The organism is Streptomyces changanensis, from assembly GCF_024600715.1.
Lineage (GTDB): Bacteria > Actinomycetota > Actinomycetes > Streptomycetales > Streptomycetaceae > Streptomyces > Streptomyces changanensis.
Genome location: NZ_CP102332.1, coordinates 4,275,255 through 4,293,946, shown reverse-complemented (window position 1 = coordinate 4,293,946; position 18,692 = coordinate 4,275,255). Strand labels below are relative to the sequence as shown.

20 protein-coding genes are annotated in these 18,692 nt (G+C 73.8%); 4 read left to right on the top strand and 16 right to left on the bottom strand.

Translation table 11 applies throughout. The features are described from left to right. Positions 1 to 35 precede the first annotated feature (35 nt). The 8 genes from NRO40_RS19220 to NRO40_RS19185 all read right to left on the bottom strand — a co-directional run bounded on the left by NRO40_RS19220 (position 36) and on the right by NRO40_RS19185 (position 6,377). Positions 36 to 671, bottom strand: coding sequence for an OmpA family protein (locus tag NRO40_RS19220; RefSeq protein WP_058941526.1), 636 nt, complete (start codon positions 669 to 671; stop codon positions 36 to 38). Continuing rightward, positions 671 to 1,222 carry a hypothetical protein gene (locus NRO40_RS19215; RefSeq protein ID WP_232791012.1) on the bottom strand — a complete coding sequence of 184 codons (552 nt, stop codon included), beginning with the start codon at positions 1,220 to 1,222 and terminating at the stop codon, positions 671 to 673. The genes NRO40_RS19220 and NRO40_RS19215 overlap by 1 nt, the downstream gene beginning before the upstream one ends. An 84-nt stretch (positions 1,223 to 1,306) precedes the next feature. After that, a complete protein-coding gene (locus NRO40_RS19210) occupies positions 1,307 to 1,978 on the bottom strand; it encodes a pilus assembly protein TadG-related protein (RefSeq protein WP_079046954.1) in 672 nt (223 codons plus the stop codon). Further along, a complete protein-coding gene (locus NRO40_RS19205; RefSeq protein ID WP_058941524.1) occupies positions 1,975 to 2,208 on the bottom strand; it encodes a hypothetical protein in 234 nt (77 codons plus the stop codon). The genes NRO40_RS19210 and NRO40_RS19205 overlap by 4 nt, the downstream gene beginning before the upstream one ends. A gap of 443 nt (positions 2,209 to 2,651) precedes the next feature. Next, positions 2,652 to 3,539 (bottom strand): DUF5936 domain-containing protein, encoded by an 888-nt coding sequence (locus NRO40_RS19200; RefSeq protein ID WP_058941523.1) that lies wholly within the window; start codon positions 3,537 to 3,539, stop codon positions 2,652 to 2,654. A 27-nt stretch (positions 3,540 to 3,566) separates the two neighbouring features. Next, complete coding sequence (locus tag NRO40_RS19195) at positions 3,567 to 4,505, bottom strand: type II secretion system F family protein (protein WP_058941522.1); 939 nt, start codon at positions 4,503 to 4,505, stop codon at positions 3,567 to 3,569. 199 nt (positions 4,506 to 4,704) lie between these two features. Further along, positions 4,705 to 6,048, bottom strand: coding sequence for a CpaF family protein (locus NRO40_RS19190; RefSeq protein ID WP_058941521.1), 1,344 nt, complete (start codon positions 6,046 to 6,048; stop codon positions 4,705 to 4,707). Further along, on the bottom strand, positions 6,045 to 6,377 hold the full coding sequence (locus NRO40_RS19185; RefSeq protein ID WP_058941520.1) for a TadE/TadG family type IV pilus assembly protein: 333 nt from the start codon (positions 6,375 to 6,377) through the stop codon (positions 6,045 to 6,047). Before NRO40_RS19185 ends, NRO40_RS19190 begins: the two co-directional genes overlap by 4 nt. Positions 6,378 to 6,423: 46 nt before the next feature. Here NRO40_RS19185 and NRO40_RS19180 point away from each other — a divergent pair, with 46 nt between their 5' ends. Beyond that, positions 6,424 to 6,912, top strand: a complete 489-nt coding sequence (locus NRO40_RS19180; protein ID WP_157901811.1) for a hypothetical protein — start codon at positions 6,424 to 6,426, stop codon at positions 6,910 to 6,912. Here NRO40_RS19180 and NRO40_RS19175 read toward each other — a convergent pair. The 4 genes from NRO40_RS19175 to NRO40_RS19160 form a co-directional block, all read right to left on the bottom strand. Continuing rightward, the gene (locus NRO40_RS19175) at positions 6,866 to 7,156 is read right to left on the bottom strand and encodes a pilus assembly protein (protein WP_232791011.1); all 291 of its coding nucleotides are present in this window, start codon (positions 7,154 to 7,156) and stop codon (positions 6,866 to 6,868) included. The two genes, NRO40_RS19180 and NRO40_RS19175, sit on opposite strands and share 47 nt — an antisense overlap. A 474-nt stretch (positions 7,157 to 7,630) precedes the next feature. After that, the gene (locus NRO40_RS19170; RefSeq protein ID WP_058941518.1) at positions 7,631 to 8,887 is read right to left on the bottom strand and encodes an AAA family ATPase; all 1,257 of its coding nucleotides are present in this window, start codon (positions 8,885 to 8,887) and stop codon (positions 7,631 to 7,633) included. 16 nt (positions 8,888 to 8,903) lie between these two features. Further along, on the bottom strand, positions 8,904 to 9,626 hold the full coding sequence (gene cpaB, locus NRO40_RS19165; protein WP_058941517.1) for a Flp pilus assembly protein CpaB: 723 nt from the start codon (positions 9,624 to 9,626) through the stop codon (positions 8,904 to 8,906). A 70-nt stretch (positions 9,627 to 9,696) separates the two neighbouring features. Then, positions 9,697 to 10,596, bottom strand: a complete 900-nt coding sequence (locus NRO40_RS19160; RefSeq protein ID WP_058941516.1) for a hypothetical protein — start codon at positions 10,594 to 10,596, stop codon at positions 9,697 to 9,699. 429 nt (positions 10,597 to 11,025) lie between these two features. On the opposite strand from NRO40_RS19160, the gene NRO40_RS19155 reads away from it, so the two are divergent. After that, positions 11,026 to 12,714, top strand: a complete 1,689-nt coding sequence (locus NRO40_RS19155; protein ID WP_058941515.1) for a chitinase — start codon at positions 11,026 to 11,028, stop codon at positions 12,712 to 12,714. A 55-nt stretch (positions 12,715 to 12,769) separates the two neighbouring features. Here NRO40_RS19155 and NRO40_RS19150 read toward each other — a convergent pair whose 3' ends face one another. After that, the gene (locus NRO40_RS19150) at positions 12,770 to 14,134 is read right to left on the bottom strand and encodes an Nramp family divalent metal transporter (RefSeq protein WP_058941514.1); all 1,365 of its coding nucleotides are present in this window, start codon (positions 14,132 to 14,134) and stop codon (positions 12,770 to 12,772) included. Positions 14,135 to 14,334: 200 nt separating this feature from the next. Here NRO40_RS19150 and NRO40_RS19145 point away from each other — a divergent pair, with 200 nt between their 5' ends. Continuing rightward, positions 14,335 to 15,684 (top strand): M14 family metallopeptidase, encoded by a 1,350-nt coding sequence (locus NRO40_RS19145; RefSeq protein WP_058941513.1) that lies wholly within the window; start codon positions 14,335 to 14,337, stop codon positions 15,682 to 15,684. Positions 15,685 to 15,838: 154 nt separating this feature from the next. Beyond that, entirely contained in the window at positions 15,839 to 16,384 is a 546-nt protein-coding gene (locus NRO40_RS19140; RefSeq protein ID WP_058941512.1) for a hypothetical protein, read from the top strand. Here the strand turns inward: NRO40_RS19140 and NRO40_RS19135 are convergent. The 3 genes from NRO40_RS19135 to NRO40_RS19125 are packed head-to-tail and all read right to left on the bottom strand — an operon-like array spanning position 16,324 to position 18,685. Further along, positions 16,324 to 16,725, bottom strand: coding sequence for a RidA family protein (locus NRO40_RS19135; RefSeq protein WP_058941511.1), 402 nt, complete (start codon positions 16,723 to 16,725; stop codon positions 16,324 to 16,326). The genes NRO40_RS19140 and NRO40_RS19135 overlap by 61 nt on opposite strands. Beyond that, on the bottom strand, positions 16,722 to 17,483 hold the full coding sequence (locus tag NRO40_RS19130) for an IclR family transcriptional regulator (protein ID WP_058941510.1): 762 nt from the start codon (positions 17,481 to 17,483) through the stop codon (positions 16,722 to 16,724). The genes NRO40_RS19135 and NRO40_RS19130 overlap by 4 nt, the downstream gene beginning before the upstream one ends. After that, a complete protein-coding gene (locus tag NRO40_RS19125) occupies positions 17,480 to 18,685 on the bottom strand; it encodes a sugar kinase (protein WP_306674880.1) in 1,206 nt (401 codons plus the stop codon). The genes NRO40_RS19130 and NRO40_RS19125 overlap by 4 nt, the downstream gene beginning before the upstream one ends. Positions 18,686 to 18,692: the final 7 nt, after the last annotated feature.

Genomic DNA, 18,692 nt, shown 5'->3' with positions numbered 1-18,692 from the left:
GGCGGACGGGCGGACGGGCGGACGGGCTGACGGGGTCAGCCGCCGGTCGGGAAGGAGACCTCCACGCGGCGGTTCTTCCTGCGCCCCTCCTCGGTGCTGTTGTCGGCGATGGCGTACTGCTCGCCGTAGCCGCGGATCTCGTACGTGACGTTCGAGGAGGCCAGCATCGGGGAGAGGACGCCGTGGACGGCGTCCGCGCGCTGCTTCGACAGGACGTCGCCGTGGACGGACGAGCCGAGGTCGTCGGTGAAGCCGAAGATGCGGATCTTGGAGGCGTTCCGCTTCTTGATCTCCTCGGCGATGGCGGCGATGCGGGAGTTCGCCTCGGGCGTCAGCTTGGCGCTGTCCTTGCCGAAGAGGACCTCCGCCTGCAGCGCGAACTTGAGGTTGGTGCTGGTCTCCTCACGCCGTTCCTCACCGCCCTGGGACTCCACGATGGAGACGATGGGCAGCACCTTGGCGCCGGCGAGCGTGGCGCCGTCGCGCATCTTGAGGCCGGGCGCGGTCGGGTCCACCTCGGGCGGCGGCACCGTCGACTCCGTACCGGGCGGCACGCTCGGCGTCTCGTCGGCGCGCGCGGCAGGGGGAACGGTGAGCTGGACGGCGGTGGCGAGGACCAGCGCGGCGAGGAGCGTCGCGACGGGGCGACGGGCCGGGATCGGCGTACCCATCACGAGAGCTCGATCGTGGCGGGGGACATCTTCGGCAGTTGGAACTCCACCTGGGTGATGGTCGACGGGGGGGCGGGGAACTGGGCGAAGATGACGATCGACTCGCCCCCCTTCATGGTGGTCACGCCCGTCGTCGTCAGAGGGAAGCCCTCGGTGTCCCGCAACACGTAGTACCGCTTCTTCTCCGACTTGTCGATGAGCGTCGCGCCGGCGAAGGACGGTCCCGTCTTCTTGACGTGCAACTCCTCCCCGTTCCATTCGAGGGGAGCGTCCAGGGTGCCGGAAGTGGTGTTCTTCAGCGTGCCCGTGACGGTGAGGAAGCCCCCTTGCTCCCTGGCGGCGCTGTGGATGACGAGCTCGAAGCCACCGGCACCGTTGATTGTGGCCAAGGTCTTGTCGGTGATCGAGTCCTCGGCCTCGCTCCCACTCTTCGGGCCGTCGGGGGCGGCGGGTGCGGATGAGACGCTGCCCGACTTCCCCTGCTGCCCCTCTGCACCGTCGCCACCCCCGGCGTCTCCACCGCAGGCCGTGAGCAGGAGGGACAGCGTCACCGCCGCCACGCCTGTCACGGCAGCACGCGTGGTCGCTCTGCATCGCTTACCCATGAGTGCCATTCCTTCTGCGTTCCTTCACGGTCAGTTCCCGGCCAGCCGGATCTCGAAGAGGTCCGCCATGTCCGGAAGGTCGTCGGGGTCCAGTTCCAGCTGTGTGCCGTCACAGTCCAACGAGCCGAGAACCGGGGCGTCCACGTCTCCGGTGCCGTCCGCCGGCTCGGCGGACTCGTCCGGATCGGCCGGATCGGCCGGATCGGGTTCGGAGGACTCGGCCGGCTCTGGCGGCTCGGCGGGTTCGAAGGCGCACAGGGGTGTGACGACTGCGGTGGCCGTGGCGACCGCATGCTGTCCTTCCGTACCCGGCAGGATGGTGTCCCCCACCGGCTTCGCCGACCGCACCGTCACCGTGAAGCCCCAGCGGCCGTCGCCGAGTGGTGCACAGCCCTCCACCGCGGCGCCGTTGCGGGCCGCGTAGGCGTGGCTCGCTCCACAGCCGTCCTCCCCGACCAGCACGCCGTCGAAGAGGTCACCGAGGGCGTCACCGTCGAGACCACCCAGCCGGTACCGGTCCCTCGACTCCTTGGCCGCAGCCAGCGCGGCGGCGTCCGCCGCCGACTGTGCGCCGTTGCGTGTGGCTCCGGCCTGGCCGACCGCGAAGAACGCCAGCGCGAGGAAGAGCAGGCTCGCCACCATGAAGACGTACAGCGGCGAGGCCTGTCCGGTGTCCCGACGGAAAGGGTTTTCGGCGGTCAGCTGCCGATGATCTTGCTGACCTGGGTGCGCAGCCCGGTCGCGATGGTGTTGCCGATGCCCGACCCCACCACCGCGGCGATGATCACCCCGACCAGGATGATGATGCCCACGTACTCCACAGCGCCCTGGCCTCGGTCCGCGCGGTGTTTCAGGTGGTCCGTCGTGGTCTTCACCCAGGTGCCCACGTACACCTTGGCCTGAGTCAGGGCCTTCAGTGCGATGTTCGACATGGCGGTCCCCTCCGGGATCGGGATCGTGCGGGTCTTCTGTGACGGGTGTGCGTGGTGCGGAGGTCGTCCCGGTGGTCACGCGGGTGATGGCGTGGCCGTACTCAGGGTGAGCCCCCTTCATCATGGGCCCCAACGCCCCTGCGTGGGACCGAATCGGGAACCGGGATGTGATTCGGTGGTCGGTCACGGTCCGTCCTGCCCCCCTTCGTCCCGACTGTGCCGGATCGCCCGGCGGGGTCGGGGTGCCCACGTCCCCCTGCCGTTGACTCGGCAACGAATGTCCCATATCCGCTTGCGTAAGCGAAGGGTCTTCGGGACATTCCGCGCGGTGATTTTCCGGCTCGATGTCAGTGCGCGGAGGGGCCGTTGGCGCCGAGCGGTCCCGATCGGGGCGGGGGGTGTGTGCGGTCGCAGACGGCGGCCGGGTGCCGCTGTGCGTCATGTCAGCCGCCCAGGAGGTCGCCGAGGTCGACGCCCGAGCCGTAGTAGAAGCTCAGCGCGATGAGGATCATCGTGGCCGGCAGCATCACCAGCGTCACCACGAGCGTGGTCTTCGGTACGGCCTTGGCGGCGGCGCGGCGGGCGTTCTGCGCGTCGGTCCTGCGCATGTCGTTGGCGATCTGTATCAACGTGTCGACGATCGGCGCGCCCAGTTCCTCGCCCTGCTGCAGGGCGGTGACGAACATCGACACCTGTTCCGAGGCGTTGCGCCGGCGCAGCTGGTCGAACGCCTCGCGGCGGCTGACGCCCATGTCCATCTGCCGCAGGGTGATGCGCAGTTCGTCGGCCCAGGGGCCGGAGTACTTTTCGGCGACCCGCTCCAGCGCCTGGCGGAAGCCCAGGCCGGCGGAGACGACGACGGCGAGGACGTCGAGGAAGTCCGGCAGGGTCCGTTCGATGTCGTCCCTGCGGCGGCGGATGGCGATGCGCAGCAGGACGTCGGTCCACGTGAGGCCGTACGCGAGGACGACGGCGGCGACGACCGCCTGGCCGCGCAGCAGCATCGCCAGGGCGGCGGCCACGCCGAGGGAGCCGTAGACGGCGCGGCGGGCCGCGTACCGGTCGACGGTGAGGCCGCCCGGGTTGCCGGCCATGTCGAGGCGGCGGCGCAGGGCGTCGACCCGCCGGGGGCCCATCAGGCGCAGTACGGCCGGTGCGTGGCGCATGCCCAGCCGGTCGACGCCCGAGGCGACGGCGGTGGTGCGGGTGGCGCCCACCTCCAGGGCGACGGCGAGGTCGCCGGGGAGCCGGGCCTCGGCCCGGTAGAGGCGTACGCCGTGGAAGGCGCCGTACACCGCGAGGGCCGCCAGGGCGGCGAGCAGGAGGACCATGTCGGGTTCCGTTCCTTCCCCGGCGCCTCAGACCCGCACCCGGGAGAGGCGGCGGATCATCACGAAGCCGGCCGTGTACAGCGCGAAGGCGACGACCGAGCCGACCTGTCCGGCGACGGATCCCGTCATCTTGTCGAGTGCGCCCGGGTTCATGCCGTTGATCATGAGGAGGAAGCCGAGGCCCAGCAGCGGCAGGGCGAAGGCGGTCACCTTGACCTGGGAGAGCAGGGTGGTCACCTCGCGGCGGGTCTCCTTGCGCTCGTCGAGCGTGCCGGTGAGGTTGCGCAGGGAGCCGACGACCTGGCCGCCGGCCCGGTTCGACAGGACGAGGGTGGTGACGAGGACGACCAGTTCGCGGGAGGGGAGCCGGTCGGCGAGGTCGCCGAGCGCGTCGTCGAGGCTGTGGCCGACGGCGAGCTGGTCGGCGACCCTGCGGAGCTCCTCGCCCGCCGGGTCGTCGAGCTCGTCGGCGGCCATGGCGATGGCGGTGCGGAGCGCGAGCCCGGCCTGGGTGGCGTTGGCCAGGACGCGGGTCAGTTCGGGCAGCTGGTTGATGAACGCCTCGGTGCGGCGCTGGCGCTGCCAGCCGAGGAAGGCGTCCGCGCCCCACAGGCCGGCGAGGACGGCGAGGACGCCGAAGAACGGGGCGAAGACGGCCGACACGACGAGGTACGCGGCGAGGAGGACCGCGGCGGCGTAGACGGTGTACTCGCCGGGCGTGACGTCGAGGCCGGTGACGGCGAGCTTCCGTTCGAGGCGGCGGCCCGCCCCGGTCGCGCGCAGCCGGCGGTCCAGACGGGGGAACCGGCGGCCGCGGCCGGCGATCGGTACCGGGCCCGTGTGGGTCATCCGGGCCACGAGCGCCTTCTGCTGCGCCCGGCCCGCGGCGTAGCTGTGGACGCCCACGACGGCCAGGAGGCCGGCGAGCAGCGTCACGCCGAGGGTGAGGAGCGGGAGGTTGTCCATCGTGTCGTCGTCTCGTCCGTCGTCTCGTTCGTCGTCGTTCGTCGTCGTCTGTCGTCGTCTGTCGCCGTCCGTCGGTAGTCCGCTCGGCGGTCACTCGTCGGCCGTTCGCTCGTCGCTCGCTCGTCGGTCGTTCGGTCGTCGGTCGGTGGTCCGTCGGGGCTCGGAGGGGCTTGGCAGCGGCGGGGGGAGGTGGCCTCGGTTACGCGGCCGTGCCGCGCGTCGCCAGTTGGGCGTCGTCCAGGGCGACGCCGAAGGCCGCCGGGGTGGGCTCGTTGTACATGTACAGCCGTTCGGCGACCCGCCGGGGCAGCGGGTGGTGGGTGAACCTGCCGTACACGCGGCCGTCCGGGGCCATCGGCTGCGCCTCGAACCGGCAGACGGTCACGATGCGGTACTCCTCGCGGCCGTGGGAGTCGAGCATCGCGACCTCCGTGATCCGTCGGGAGCCGTCGGCGTGCCGGGTGAGCTGCACGAGGACGTCGACGGCGCTGTTGATCTGGTCCTTGATGGCGACGAACGGCACCTCGACCTCCGACATGGACGCCAGGGTCTGCAGCCGCGTCAGCGCGTCCTCCGCGCTGTTGGCGTGGACGGTGGCGAGGGACCCGTCGTGGCCGGTCGACATGGCCTGGAGCATGTCGAGCGTCTCACCGCCGCGCACCTCGCCGACGATGATGCGGTCGGGGCGCATGCGCAGCGAGTTGCGGACGAGGTCGCGGATGGTGATGCGGCCCTTGCCCTCGACGTTGGGGGGACGGGACTCCAGGGTGATGACGTGGGACTGCTGGAGCCGGAGTTCCGCGGAGTCCTCGATGGTGACGATGCGCTCGCCGTCCGGGATGAGGCCGGAGAGGGCGTTGAGGAGGGTGGTCTTCCCGGTGCCGGTGGCCCCGGAGACGATGACGTTGAACTTGGCGCGGACCAGTCCGGCGAGGAGCATCACCATGTGCTCGTCCAGCGACCCGAGGGCGACCATCTCGTGGAGCGTGAAGGCGCGGGGGAAGCGGCGGATGGTGAGCACGGGGCCGCTGAGGGAGAGCGGCGGGATCACGACGTTGACGCGTTCGCCGGAGGGGAGGCGGGCGTCGACCATGGGGTTCGACTCGTCCACGCGGCGGTTGACGGTGGAGACGATGCGCTCGATCGTCTGCATGAGCTGCTCGGTGGAGGAGAAGCGCATCGGGAGGCGTTCGAGCCGGCCGTGCCGCTCCACGTACACCTGCTCGGGGCCGTTGACCATGATCTCGCTGATGGAGGCGTCCTCCAGGAGCGGTTCGAGGATGCCGAGACCCAGAGCCTCGTCGACGACGCGGCGGATGAGCTGCGCGCGCTCGGTGGAGGACAGGACCGGGCCCTCGCGGCTGATGATGTGACCGAGGACCCGTTCGAGGCGGGCCCGGCGGTCGGCGGCGGGGAGGGCCGACATCTCGGCGAGGTCGATCTCCTCCAGGAGCTTGCCGCGGTAGACGCCGACGAGGTGGTTCTCCTCGCCGTCCCTGCCGCCGGCCGGCTCCGGGGTGGTGATGCGGGCGCGCAGGCTCACGGGGTCCCTCCCTCGCTGCTGGTCACGGGCATGGTGGTGGTCCTGGTGACCGGGTCGAAGCTGAGGAGGGGCAGGACGGCCGGGATGGAGACGGTGACGGAGGCCGTCACCGCCTCGCCGTCGGAGGGCGCGCTGACGGAGGCCCCGTCGGCGAGCCAGCCGCTCATGGCGGCCTGCCCCGCGGACGCGCCGTCGCCGCCCTGCGAGGCGACACGCGCGGCGGCCCGGGAGGCCATACCGGCCTGTTGGACGGCGTACGCGACGATGCCGAGCTGGACGGCGGCGAGCGCGGCGAGCATCAGGATGCCGACCCAGCCGGCGAACTCCACGGCCGCCTGGCCCCGGTCCCGGGGGCGCCGGGGCCCGGCGGGGGCCGTGGCTGTGGCCGAGGTCGGTGCCGGTGCCGGTGCCGGTGCCGGGGGCGAGATTGTGGTCGGGGTCGGGGTCGGGACTGCGGTCCCGGCCGGGGCCGAGGCCGGGGCCGAGGCCGGGGCCGGGGCCGAAGTCGGGGCCGAGGCCGAGGTCGAAGTCGGGGCCGGGGCCGAAGTCGGGGCCGAGGCCGAAGTCGGGGCCGAGGCCGAAGTCGAAGTCGGGGCCGAAGTCGGGGTCGGGGCCGAAGTCGAAGTCGGGGTCGGGGCCGAAGTCGAAGTCGGGGCCGAGGCCGAAGTCGAAGTCGGGGCCGAGGCCGAAGTCGAAGTCGGGGCCGAGGCCGAAGTCGAAGTCGGGGCCGAGGCCGAAGTCGGGGCCGAGGCCGAAGTCGGGGCCGAGGCGGGGGCCGAGGCCGGGGCTCGGGTCGGGGTCGGGGGCCTCATCCGCCTCACTCCTCCCGCTCGTCGGCCGCGGCCGCGTGGCCCCGGACGGTGAAGGGAAGGTTCGCGCCGGGGAAGAGGGCGGGTACCTGGAGGGACACGTCGGCGGTCACCAGGCCGCCACCGCCCCCGCAGGAGGTACTGGCCGACCAGGCGCCGGAGAGCTTCGACTGCGCGGCGGCGGCGCAGTCGCCGCCGACCGCTCCGGCGCGGGCGGCCTCGTCGGCGGCGTTGCCGGCGAGGGCGTACGTGTAGCCGATGAGCGTCGCCTGCCACAGCAGGAGGAGCGTGCCGAGCACGACGGGGACGAGGCCGGTGAACTCGACGGCGACCTGTCCCCGGTCACCGGCCGGCCCCCGCAGCCGCCGGGACCATCGGGGCCCTCGAGGCTTGCGGGGCTGACGGGACCATCGGGGCCGCCGGGGCCGCCGGCATCGGCCGGAGGCCCCAGAGGCCCCAGAGGCCCCGGAGGCCGGGGCCGCACCGGTCGCCCCGGCCACGCCGAGGCCCACGGCCGCACCTCCGACCGCCCCGGGCTCCGCGGCCGTACCGGGCCCCGCGGGCGCTCCCGGCGCCCCGGCCGCCGGAGGCGCCGAGCCGCCCGCCTCCGCGCCGCCATCGCACACGCCACCGACGTCACGGGGACGTTCGCCGACCCCGCGGGGGCGTCCGCCGTCCCCCTCGCGGCGTCGGTCGCCCCCGTCGCGGCGTGCGCCGGGTGTCCGTGCGGGTACGGGTCCCATGGGCCGCCCCTCCCCTCTCCCCTGTCTCCGCTACTTCCGGCGGGCGCGGCGCAGACCGGCCGCGCCGCGGTCCCCCCGGAGCCTGCCCGGCCGGTCGGCGGCCGACTCCGGGGCCTTCACGAGGTCCAGCTCCCCGGCGAGTGCCCACAGTGCCTGCTTGACCGCCGACTTGGCCTCCAGTTCGTGCATGCGGCCGGAGTCGACGTACGGCTGGAGTTCGCGGAAGGCGGCCGGTACGGCGGTGCGGGCGGTCCGGGTGCCGGTGATCTTCTCGACGAGCGACGGTTGGATCTCGGTGTTGCGGGTGTGGCGGTTCACGACGGTCGTGGTGTCCTCCGCCTTGCGGATGCGCAGCCGATCCCAGAGCCTGACGAGCCGTTTGGCGGCCCGGACGGCGACCACGTCCGGGGTGACGACGAGGACGGCCGTGTCGGCCATCTCCACGGCCGCGGCGTTGGCCGAGCCCATCTGCGTGCCGCAGTCCACGACGACGACCTCGTAGCGGTGGCGCAGGGCGCTGACGATCTGGCGGGCGGACCGGTCGGTGACCTCCTCGCCGCGTTCGCCGTCCGCCGGGGCGAGCAGCAGGGCGAGGCCGGTGGGGTGGGTGTACAGGGCGTCCTGGAGGACGCGGGGGGTGAGGTCCTGGATGGCGGCGAGGTCCACGGCGGACCGCCGGAACTGGACGTCGAGGTAGGAGGCGACGTCCCCGGCCTGGAGGTCCAGGTCGACGAGGGCGGTGCTGCGGCCCGACGCGCGGGCGGCGAGGGCCAGCTGCACGGCGGTGACGGTGGTGCCGACGCCGCCCTTGGCGCCGCTGACGGTGACGACGGTGCCGCCCGGCCCGGTCGGCCCGTCGCCGCCCTGGCCGAGGTGGCGGCGCACCCCGGCGGCCCAGGCGGCGGCGGAGTGAACGCGCTGGGCGAGTTCCTCGTACGACAGGGGGAGGCCGACGAGGCCGCGGGCGCCGGAGTCCATGGCGGCCGAGTACAGGCCGGGGCCGGTGTCGGCGGTGAGGAGGACGACGGCGACGGCGGGGAAGCGGAGGGCGACCTCGCGGATGAGGTCGAGGGCCGGGACGGGGCCGATGCGTTCGTGGACGAGGACGACCTCGGGCAGCTCGTCGACGGAGACGGCGGCGGACCGGGCGAGGGTGTCGATGAGCGTGGTGGAGTCGCCGACGGGCACGGGGAGCGCCGGTTCGGTGTCGGGGAGCTGGCCGAGCAGCGTGGTGACGGCCCGGGCTGCGTCGGGGTCGCCGACGGCGGGGAGGACGCGAGTGGTCATCCTGCTGCCTGTCCCCTCACTTGTTCTTGTCTTCGTCGAGCGTGTACGTCGATTCCCCGGGTTTCAGGGTGGCGGGGCCGTCGGAGGGGAGCAGGGCGAGGCGTACGTGCTCCGCGAACGACTCGGCGTACGCGACGCGCTGGGCGTCCGCGGTGGTGAGGGCGAAGGTGATCGGCACGGCCTCGCCGCCGGCGGGACCGGTGCGGTCGTTGTCCCGCTGGTCGATCGGGGTGAGCCGGCCGACGTCGAGGACGCGGGCCCCGGCGACGATGAGGCGCGACTCGGCGACGGCGTTCTTGCCGCGGCCCTCGTCGTCGAAGGTGGCGAAGATGTTCACCCGCGCTCCCGCGGTGATCTTGCCGGCGACGCCGGTGGAGGCGTCGATCATGATGGCGATCTCCTGCTGGCCGCTCTCCAGGGCGGGCCGGTCGGCGACCATGTCCTTCTGGAGGAGCGAGCCCTTCCGGAGCTCCGCGACGGCGATCTTGCCGCGGATGGCGGTGAGGTCCCGTATGGCGCCGGTGGAGAGCCACCGCTCGGGCATCGTGATCTTCTCGAACTGGGCGGGCCGGAGCGCGGCGTAGGCCGGTACGTCCGCCTTGACGCGGTACGCCGTGACCTCCGGTCCCACCTTCGCCTGGACGTCGCTGATCACGACGACGACGCCGGCGAAGGCGCCGAGGGCGCACAGGACGGACAGGACGAGCAGGATGACACCACGGCGCTGGCGTGCGTTCATCGGCGGGACGACCTCGTGGGGGTGCGGGCGGAGGAGGGGCGGGGGCGCGGGGGCGCTGCCCCGGGGGCGGTCACGACGCGTGTCTCATCGCGGCCCCCGGGGGGAGCGCGGCGGCCGGGCCACTGGGCGCGCCGGTCCCGGGCTGGGGCGGTACGAGCGGGGCGGAGCAGAACCCGCAGCGGTCGCCGAGGAGTTCGCTGCGGCACCAGGGGCAGGTCTCGCGGCGGACCGACGAGACGAGCTGGTGGAGGACGGGCAGATCGGGCAGGTACGCGGCGAACTCGACCAGCTTGGGCGTACCCCACCAGGCCCGTGATCCGGCCGGTGGCGGGACCTCGTCGACGCCCTGGACGCGCCAGGCGGGGGCGAGCGTTCCGGTGACCCAGTCGGTGGTGAGCGGGCCGCGTGCGACGACCATGCGGGTGGCGAAGTCGGGCCCGGGCAGGGGCCGGTCGTCCGGGGAGCCGAGCCGGGTGAGGTGCGGCGCCGGGGTGGCGAGGACGGCGAACTGGGAGCCGGGCATCCAGGACTTCGCGTGCGCCTTGAGCGTCACGGGGACGCGGTCGAGGCGGGCGACGGAGTTGAGGACGGCGCCGGCGTGGACGTAGTGGGCGAGGAGCCGGGCGGCGGTCGCGAGGACGCCGGGTCCGAAGTCGCAGAGGGAGAGCTGCCGCAGCTGGCGGGCGAGCACGGCGACGCCGAGCGGGGGCAGGTCGAGCGGCAGCAGGGCCATGCGGTCGCTCTCCAGGAGCGCGCGGACGGTGTGCAGGCGGCGCACGTGGTCGGCGGGCGTGGAGGACGGGTAGAGCGCGATGAGGTGGCCGTGCTGGTCGAGGAGGGTGCGGACGTCGGCGAGCGCGGCGGCCAGGGGCTGTTCGCCGGGGGCCGGGAGGACGGCCGCGGCGGGGGTGTGGTGGTCGGTCGGCGGCAGCACCAGGTCGGGACTGGTGACGGCAATCGCGGTCGGCACGCTGGTTCCCCGTTCGGTCCGGCCACCGGTGTTCCCGGCGCGTCGCGGTCGCCCGCGACACTGCTGCTCCGTGTGTGCTCCCACCCCGCACTTTATCGGCGGGGACGGGGCGGGAGAACCGCTTTCGGACTCCTCGTGGCGGTCCCTGCGCACCGCGTGCGGCCGCAAATGGGGCGAAGGTGGCGGAAGTTGACCGAACGTCGGCATCAGCGGCCGGTCGACGGGGCCCGACCGGGCCCAGCCGGGCCGCGCGAATGGCGCCCCATCGGACCGCGGCCGAAGTCCGGGCGGGGACGGGAACCTTGACAAGGGCATTGGTCTGGACCAACTTGTACGGGCACGCACCACGGTGGCCACCGTCCCGCACGCCCCCTGCCGACTCCCCACCCCCGCACCCCACTTCCCCACTCCCCCACCGGAGGCAGCACAGTGGACCGCACCAGAACGCTCACCGGCGGCGCGCTCGCGCTCGCCGTGGCGTCCGGCCTCGTCCTGACCGGCGGCACCGCCCCCGCCGCCGCCGAGGACCGCAACGTCGCCAGGAACGCCGGCTTCGAGTCCGGCCTCACCGGCTGGACGTGCTCCGCCGGCAGCGGCGCCGTCGTCACCTCGCCCGTGCACGCGGGCACCGGCGCGCTGAAGGCGACGCCCGGCGGGCTGGACAACGCCCGCTGCTCCCAGACCGTCACCGTCAAGCCGGGCTCCACGTACCGGCTGAGCGCCTGGGTGCAGGGCGGGTACGCCTACCTCGGCGCGTCCGGCACCGGCACGACCGACGTGTCGACCTGGACGCCCGGCGCGGCCGGGTGGCAGCAGCTGACCACCTCCTTCACCACGGGCCCCGGCACCACCTCGGTCACCGTCTACACGCACGGCTGGTACGGGCAGGCCGCCTACCACGTCGACGACGTCTCGGTCTTCGGGCCGGACGGCGGCGGCAGCGGCGACCCGGACCCGGTCGTGCCCGCGTCCCCGGCCGGGCTCGCGGCCGGGGCGGTGACCCCGTCGTCCGTCTCGCTGAGCTGGAGCCCCGTCAGCGGCGCGACCGGCTACCACGTCTACCGGGACGGCGCCCGGGTCCAGTCCGTCTCCGGCACCTCGGCGACCGTGACGGGGCTCGCCGCCGACACCTCGTACGGCTTCCAGGTCTCCGCGGCCAACGCGGCCGGCGAGTCGGCCCGGTCGGCCACCGTCACCGCCCGCACCGCACCCGGCGGCACGAACCCCCACCCCACCGTGCCCAGGCACGCGCTGACCGGCTACTGGCAGAACTTCGACAACGGCGCCAAGGTCCAGAAGCTGCGCGACGTGCAGGCGCAGTACGACATCATCGCGGTGTCGTTCGCCGACTCGACGAACACGCCCGGCCAGATCGTCTTCAACCTCGACCCGGCCGTCGGCTACGCCTCGGTCGCCGACTTCAAGGCGGACGTCGCGGCGAAGAAGGCCGCCGGCAAGTCGGTGGTCATCTCGGTGGGCGGCGAGAAGGGCAACGTCACGATCAACAGCGACGCGTCGGCGACGGCCTTCGCGAACAGCGCGTACGCGCTGATGCAGGAGTACGGCTTCAGCGGCGTCGACATCGACCTGGAGCACGGCATCAACTCCGCCTACCTGACGAAGGCGCTGCGCCAGCTGTCGGCGAAGGCCGGCCCCGGGATGGTGCTGACGATGGCCCCGCAGACCATCGACATGCAGAACACGGGCACCGAGTACTTCAAGACGGCGCTCGCCGTGAAGGACATCCTCACGGTCGTCAACATGCAGTACTACAACAGCGGGTCGATGCTCGGCTGCGACGGCAAGGTGTACGCGCAGGGCTCGGTGGACTTCCTCACCGCGCTCGCCTGCATCCAGCTGGAGGGCGGCCTCGACCCCTCGCAGGTCGGCCTCGGCGTGCCCGCCTCGCCGCGCGGCGCCGGCAGCGGTTACGTCGACCCGTCGATCGTGAAGAACGCCCTGGACTGCCTGACCCGCGGCACCGGCTGCGGCTCGTTCAAGCCGTCGAAGACCTGGCCGTCGCTGCGCGGCGCGATGACCTGGTCCACCAACTGGGACGCGACCGCCTCGAACACCTGGTCCAACGCGGTCGGCCCGCACGTCCACAACCTGCCGTGACGCGGTGGCCCGCCCGCCGGCGCACCGCGTCGCCGGCGGGCGGGCCGTACCGCGCCTACCAGGGCAGCTCGCGCACCTGCTGCACGCAGAGCACCACGAACAGCAGTCCGGCCGCGCCGAGGACGCCGTTGCTCAGCGGCCCGTTGCGCCACTCGGCGGGCGTGCGGGAGGAGTTCAGCAGCCACACCAGCGTGACGGCGAGGAACGGCATGAAGAACGCGCCGATCACGCCGTAGACGATGACCAGGCCGAACGGCTGGTCCAGGAAGAGCAGCGCCATCGGCGGGAACGTCAGCCACAGCAGGTACGCCCGGAAGGGCAGCGACCGCTCACGGGCGCCGACCGCGGCCGCCTCGCCCGGGGTGGCCGCGCCGCGCGAGCGGAAGTGGGCGACGAAGTCCGCGAACATCAGGCTCACGCCGTGCCACACGCCGATGAGGGACGTGAGGGAAGTGGCGAAGAAGCCGACGAGGAACAGCTTGGACGTGACCGTGCCGTACCGGTCCGCCAGGATCCCGGAGAGGTCGAGGAGGCCCTTGTCCCCCTTGGCGAGGGCGATGCCGGAGGAGTGGAGCAGTTCCGCGCCGACGACGAGCATGGCGACGACGAAGACGCCGGTGGTGAGGTAGGCGACGCGGTTGTCCAGCCGCATCACCTTGATCCAGGAGGTGTCCGTCCACCCCTTGGCGTTGACCCAGTACCCGTACGCGGCGAGCGTGATCGTGCCGCCGACGCCGCCGATCAGGCCGAGGGTGTAGATCAGCGAGCCGTCGGGGAGGACGGGCGCGAGACCGGCGAGGGCCCGCCCGAGGTTCGGGGTGACGCGCACGGCGAGGTAGAGCGTGACGACGAACATGACGCCGACAAGGAGCGTCATGACCTTCTCGAACACGGCGTACCGGTTGAACCAGACGAACGCCAGCCCGGCCAGGCCGCACAGGACGGCCCACCACTTCAGGTCCATGACGCCCGGGAACAGCGCCTGGAGGGGCAGCGCGCTGGAGGACATGGCGGCGGCACCGTAGACGAAGCCCCAGATGGCGACGTACACGGCGAAGTAGCCGGTCGTCCAGGCGCCGAGGCTGCGCCAGCCGTCGAAGAGGGTGCGTCCGGTCGCCAGGTGCCAGCGTCCCGCGGCCTCGGCGAGCGAGATCTTGACGAGGCAGCCGACGACGGCCGCCCACAGCAGGGTGTAGCCGAACCTGCCGCCCGCGATGAGCGTGGCCACGAGGTCGCCGGCGCCGACGCCGGTGGCCGCCACGACGATGCCGGGCCCGATGTACCGCCAGCTCGCCTTCCGCGGCGCGGGTGTCTGCCGGCCGTCGGGGCCGGGGCCGCCGGGGGCCGGGCCGCCGTGGTGCGGTCCCCCGCCGTCGCGGTCCGGCCGCCGGCCGGGCGTGGTGTCCGCGGTGTCCGCCATGCGCTGTCCGCCTTCCCCTCGTCCACTCGTGCCACGTCACGAAAGCGGGTGCGCGGTGATCGCGCAAGAGGGGTGGGCCTTCTGGCCGTGGCCGAAGGGGCGGTCCGCCCGTGACCGAAGGGCCATCTTGACGCGCTCATGCCATACGCGCATCCTGCGTCCCACGGGGACACCACCCCGACCCCCACCCAGGAGACAGCATGCGACTACGCATCAGAGGCGGACGGTCCGTCACCCTCGCGGCCGCCCTCGCCCTCGCCGTTGTGGCACCGCTCACCGCCGCCACGACCTCCGGCGCGGCCCCCACCCCGCCCGCCGCCCCGGCCGCCGCGGCGGAGGAGGTCATCCGCCAGTACGAGATCCACGGCCCCTCCACCCCCGCCGAGCGGTCCGCCGTCGCCGCCACCGGCGTCTCCGTCGACGAGGTCGACGACCACGCGGTCGTGGTGAGCGCCAACGCCGCCCAGGCCAAGCGCCTCCGCGCGCTCGGCCACACCCTGGAGCCGCTGCCCGGACCCCCGAACCGCACCGGCGGCGCCCCCGTCTCCCCCATGGACTTCCCCTCGGCGGACTCCCGCTACCACACCTACGCGGAGATGAACGCGGAGATCGCCCAGCGGCTCCAGCAGTATCCGAACATCATGAGCCGCCGCGTCATCGGCAAGTCGTACCAGGGCCGCGACATCGTGGCCATCAAGATCAGCGACAACGTGGCGACGGACGAGAACGAGCCGGAGGTCCTCTTCACGCACCACCAGCACGCCCGGGAGCACCTGACCGTCGAGATGGCGCTGTACCTGCTGCGCGAACTCGGGGCCGGCTACGGCTCCGACGCCCGCGTCACCAACGCCGTCAACAGCCGCGAGCTCTGGATCATCCCCGACCTCAACCCCGACGGCGGCGAGTACGACATCGCCACCGGCTCCTACCGCAGCTGGCGCAAGAACCGGCAGCCCAACACGGGCTCGTCCTACGTCGGCACCGACATGAACCGCAACTGGGACTACAAGTGGGGCTGCTGCGGCGGCTCCTCGAGCTCGCCGAGCTCGGACACCTACCGGGGCCGCGCCCCCGAGTCGGCGCCCGAGGTGAAGGTCGTCGCCGACTTCGTCCGCTCGCGGGCCGTCGGCGGGAAGCAGCAGATCCGGGCCGCCATCGACTTCCACACGTACAGCGAGCTGGTCCTGTGGCCGTTCGGCTACACGTACGCCGACACGGCCCCCGGCATGACCCAGGACGACCGGGACGCCTTCGCGGCGGTCGGCCGCAAGATGGCCGCGAGCAACGGCTACACCCCCCAGCAGTCGAGTGACCTGTACGTGACGGACGGGTCCATCGACGACTTCCTGTGGGGCACGCACAAGATCTTCGGCTACACCTTCGAGATGTACCCGCGCTCGGCCTCCGGCGGCGGTTTCTACCCGCCCGACGAGGTCATCGAGCGCGAGACCAGCCGCAACCGCGACGCGGTCCTCCAGCTCGTGGAGAACGCCGACTGCATGTACCGGTCGATCGGCAAGGAGCAGCAGTACTGCGCTGCCGCCTCCTGAGCACCGGCGCGCCTCCCGCGCCGGCCGTTTCCTGCTGAATCGTTCCTGCGGTGACACGGGGAACCGTGTCACCGCAGGGGCGGTCACGGACCGGTGTGCGGCGTCGCGTCGCGGGCTGCCCTGCTGCCGGGGGTCCGCGGGAGGGGACGGCGGTATGACGGGGGCAGGGCTGCCGCTGGTGCGCCCCTGCCTCGCCGTGGAGCCCTCGGACCGGCCGCGCCCGGCGGACGTGCTGGACCGGTTCCTGGCGGAGCTGCGCCGCCTGCCGACCCCGCGCGGCGGGAGCCGCCGGCTGCCGCCGCGCTGGACGGAGCCGATCGCCACGTACGAGCGGCGCGGCGAGGAGTGGCGGCGCGCCCTGCCCGCCGGCCCCGGGACGCCGCCGGCGGCGGACGACCGCGCGGCCCCGGTCCCGCCCCCCGGCCCGACGCGCGCCGACACCGGGCAACGGGAGCGGGAACGCGAGCGGCAGCGCGCGGAGGCGCAGCAGCGGGAGGCGGAGCAGGAGCGGGCCCGGCAACGGGAGGCGGAGCCCGGACGGCCGCGTCGACCGCGGGAACGACGGCGCCCGGTACGGGTACTGGGCGGTGGACGACGGGCGCGCCGTGGTCTGCGCGCGGGTGCGGTGAGGCCCCGGCGTCAGCCGAGGACCGCGAGGGCGTCGATCTCCACGAGGAGCCCGGTGGGCAGGCCGACGTAGACGGTGGTGCGGGCGGGCGGGACGGCGACGCCCGCGAGGTACTCGTCGTAGAGGGCGTTCAGCTCGGCGAAGTGGTCGGTGTGCGTGAGGTAGACGCGCGTCATCACCACGTCGTCCCAGGTGGCGCCGCCCTCCCGGAGGACGGCCTCGACGTTGGCGAGGGTCTGGAGGGTCTGCTCGCGCAGGGTCGGCCCGGCGACGGCGGGCGGCTCGCCGGGGGCGGCCGGGAGGAAGCCGACCTGGCCGGCGACCTGGAGCAGGCCGCCCTTGCGCACGCCGTGGGAGAAGCGGGCCGGAGGGGTGGTGTGGGTGGGCGGGGTGACGGCGGTCTTCTCGCTCATGCGGCGTCCTTCGGTGGGGTGGTGCCGGAGTGGTCGTGGCCGGCGGCCTCGGCGGTGCGGCGCACCAGGGGCAGGAGCGCGAGGAGTCCGTCGGCCGTGACGACCACGTTGGGCGCGGAGATCGACAGGGCGGCGGCGACACGCCCGTCGGGTCCCCGGACCGGTGCGGCGACGCAGTTGATGGACTCCTCGTGGCCGCCGAGGTCCGCGGCCCAGCCCTGCTCGCGGACGGTGGCCAGCTCGGTCCGGAAGGCGGCGGCGTTCGGCGTCGAACGCGGCGTGTACGGCGGGTAGTCGAGCCGGTCGGTGAGCGCGTGGCGCTCCGGCTCGGGCAGGTCGGCGAGGAGGACCTTCGCGACGGCGGCGACGGTGATCGCGACGGGGCGGCCGATCCGCGAGTACATGCGCACGGGGTACCGGCTGTCGATCTTGTCGACGTACACGACCTCGTCCCCCTCGCGCACCGCGAGGTGCACGGTGTGGCCGGTCTCCTCGTTGAGGCGTACGAGGTGCGGGCGGGCGCTCTCCCGGACGTCCAGGCTCTCCGCGGCCTCCTGGGCGAGCGCGAAGAGGCGGGCGCCGAGCCGGTACCGCTGGTCCTGCCGGCGGTGGACGAGTCCGTGCTCGTGGAGCGTGCGCAGCAGCCGCAGGGCGGTCGACTTGTGGACGCCGAGCCGCTCGGCGACCTGCCCGAGGTCGGCGGGGCCCCGGGCGAGCAGCGGCAGGATGCTCAAAGCCCGGTCGACGCTCTGGCTCATCGCGTGCGTACCTCCTCGTCGTCCGGTCCCGCGTCCGTCCAGCCGGGACCGAGACGCAGTCTCCCCCACGCGGTCCCGTCCAGCCCGGCCAGCCGGTCGACGAGGGCGCCGTCCGGGACGGGGGCGAGGTCGCCGGGGGCGGTGAGCGCGGCGGCGGCGGCCAGGTGGCCGTGGCGCAGCCGGGCGGCGAGCGGCAGCCCCCGCAGCGTCGCCCCCAGGAACCCGGCGGCGAACGCGTCGCTGGCGCCGGCGTACGAGACGACGTCGACACGGGGCGCGGGGACGGAGATCCGCACGTCGGGGATGCGGAGGGGGGCGCCCGCCGAGGTGGCCCGGCGCGTGGCGGCGCCACCCGCAGGGGCCTTGGCGGTGGCCCCGGGCACGGTGGCCCCGCGCGCGGTGGCTCCGGGCGCGGTGGCTCCGGGCGGGGCGGCCGTCACCGCGCGGGTGGGTGGGGGGCCGGTGGGCGGGGTGCGGGCGAAGAGGGTCGCGCCGCGGGCGCCCTCCTTGACGACCAGCACGTCCGGTTCGGGGAGCGCCGCGCGCAACGCGTCCGCGCCGCGCGGTCCGAGGGCTTGCGCGGCCTCGTCGGCCCCGGCGAAGACCAGGTCGGCGCCGCGGGCCGCCCCGCCCAGGGCGCGGCGGGCGGTCGCCGGGTCCGGCCACAGGGCCGGTCGGTGGTTGAGGTCGAAGGAGACCAGGGGCCGGGGCCGGCCGGGGCGGCGCGCGGTGAGGGCGGCCACCAGGGCGCGGCAGCCCGGCGAGAGCGCCGCGGTGATGCCGGACAGGTGCAGGACGCGACCCGCGGCGGCCTCCTCGTACGGGACCGTGTGCGGGGACATCGCCGACGCGGCCGAGCCGGCCCGGTGGTAGACGACCTCGTACGCGGGGTCGGCCCGGTCCGCGGCGGTGCGGAAGTAGACGCCGGTCGGGCGGTGGGGGTCCCGGCGGACGGCCGAGACGTCCACGCCGTGCGCGGCGACCGCGGCGAGCAGGTGGTCGCCGAAGCCGTCGGCGCCCACGCGGCTGATCCAGCGGACACGGTGTCCGGCGGCGGCCAGGGCGCAGGCGACGTTGGACTCGGCACCGCCGACGGACCGGGTGAAGGAGGGGGTGTCGGCGAGGCGGCCGGGACGGGACGGCAGGAGGGCCACCATGGACTCGCCCAGGCAGACCACGTCGACGTCGGGTGCTGCCGTCACGGTCGCC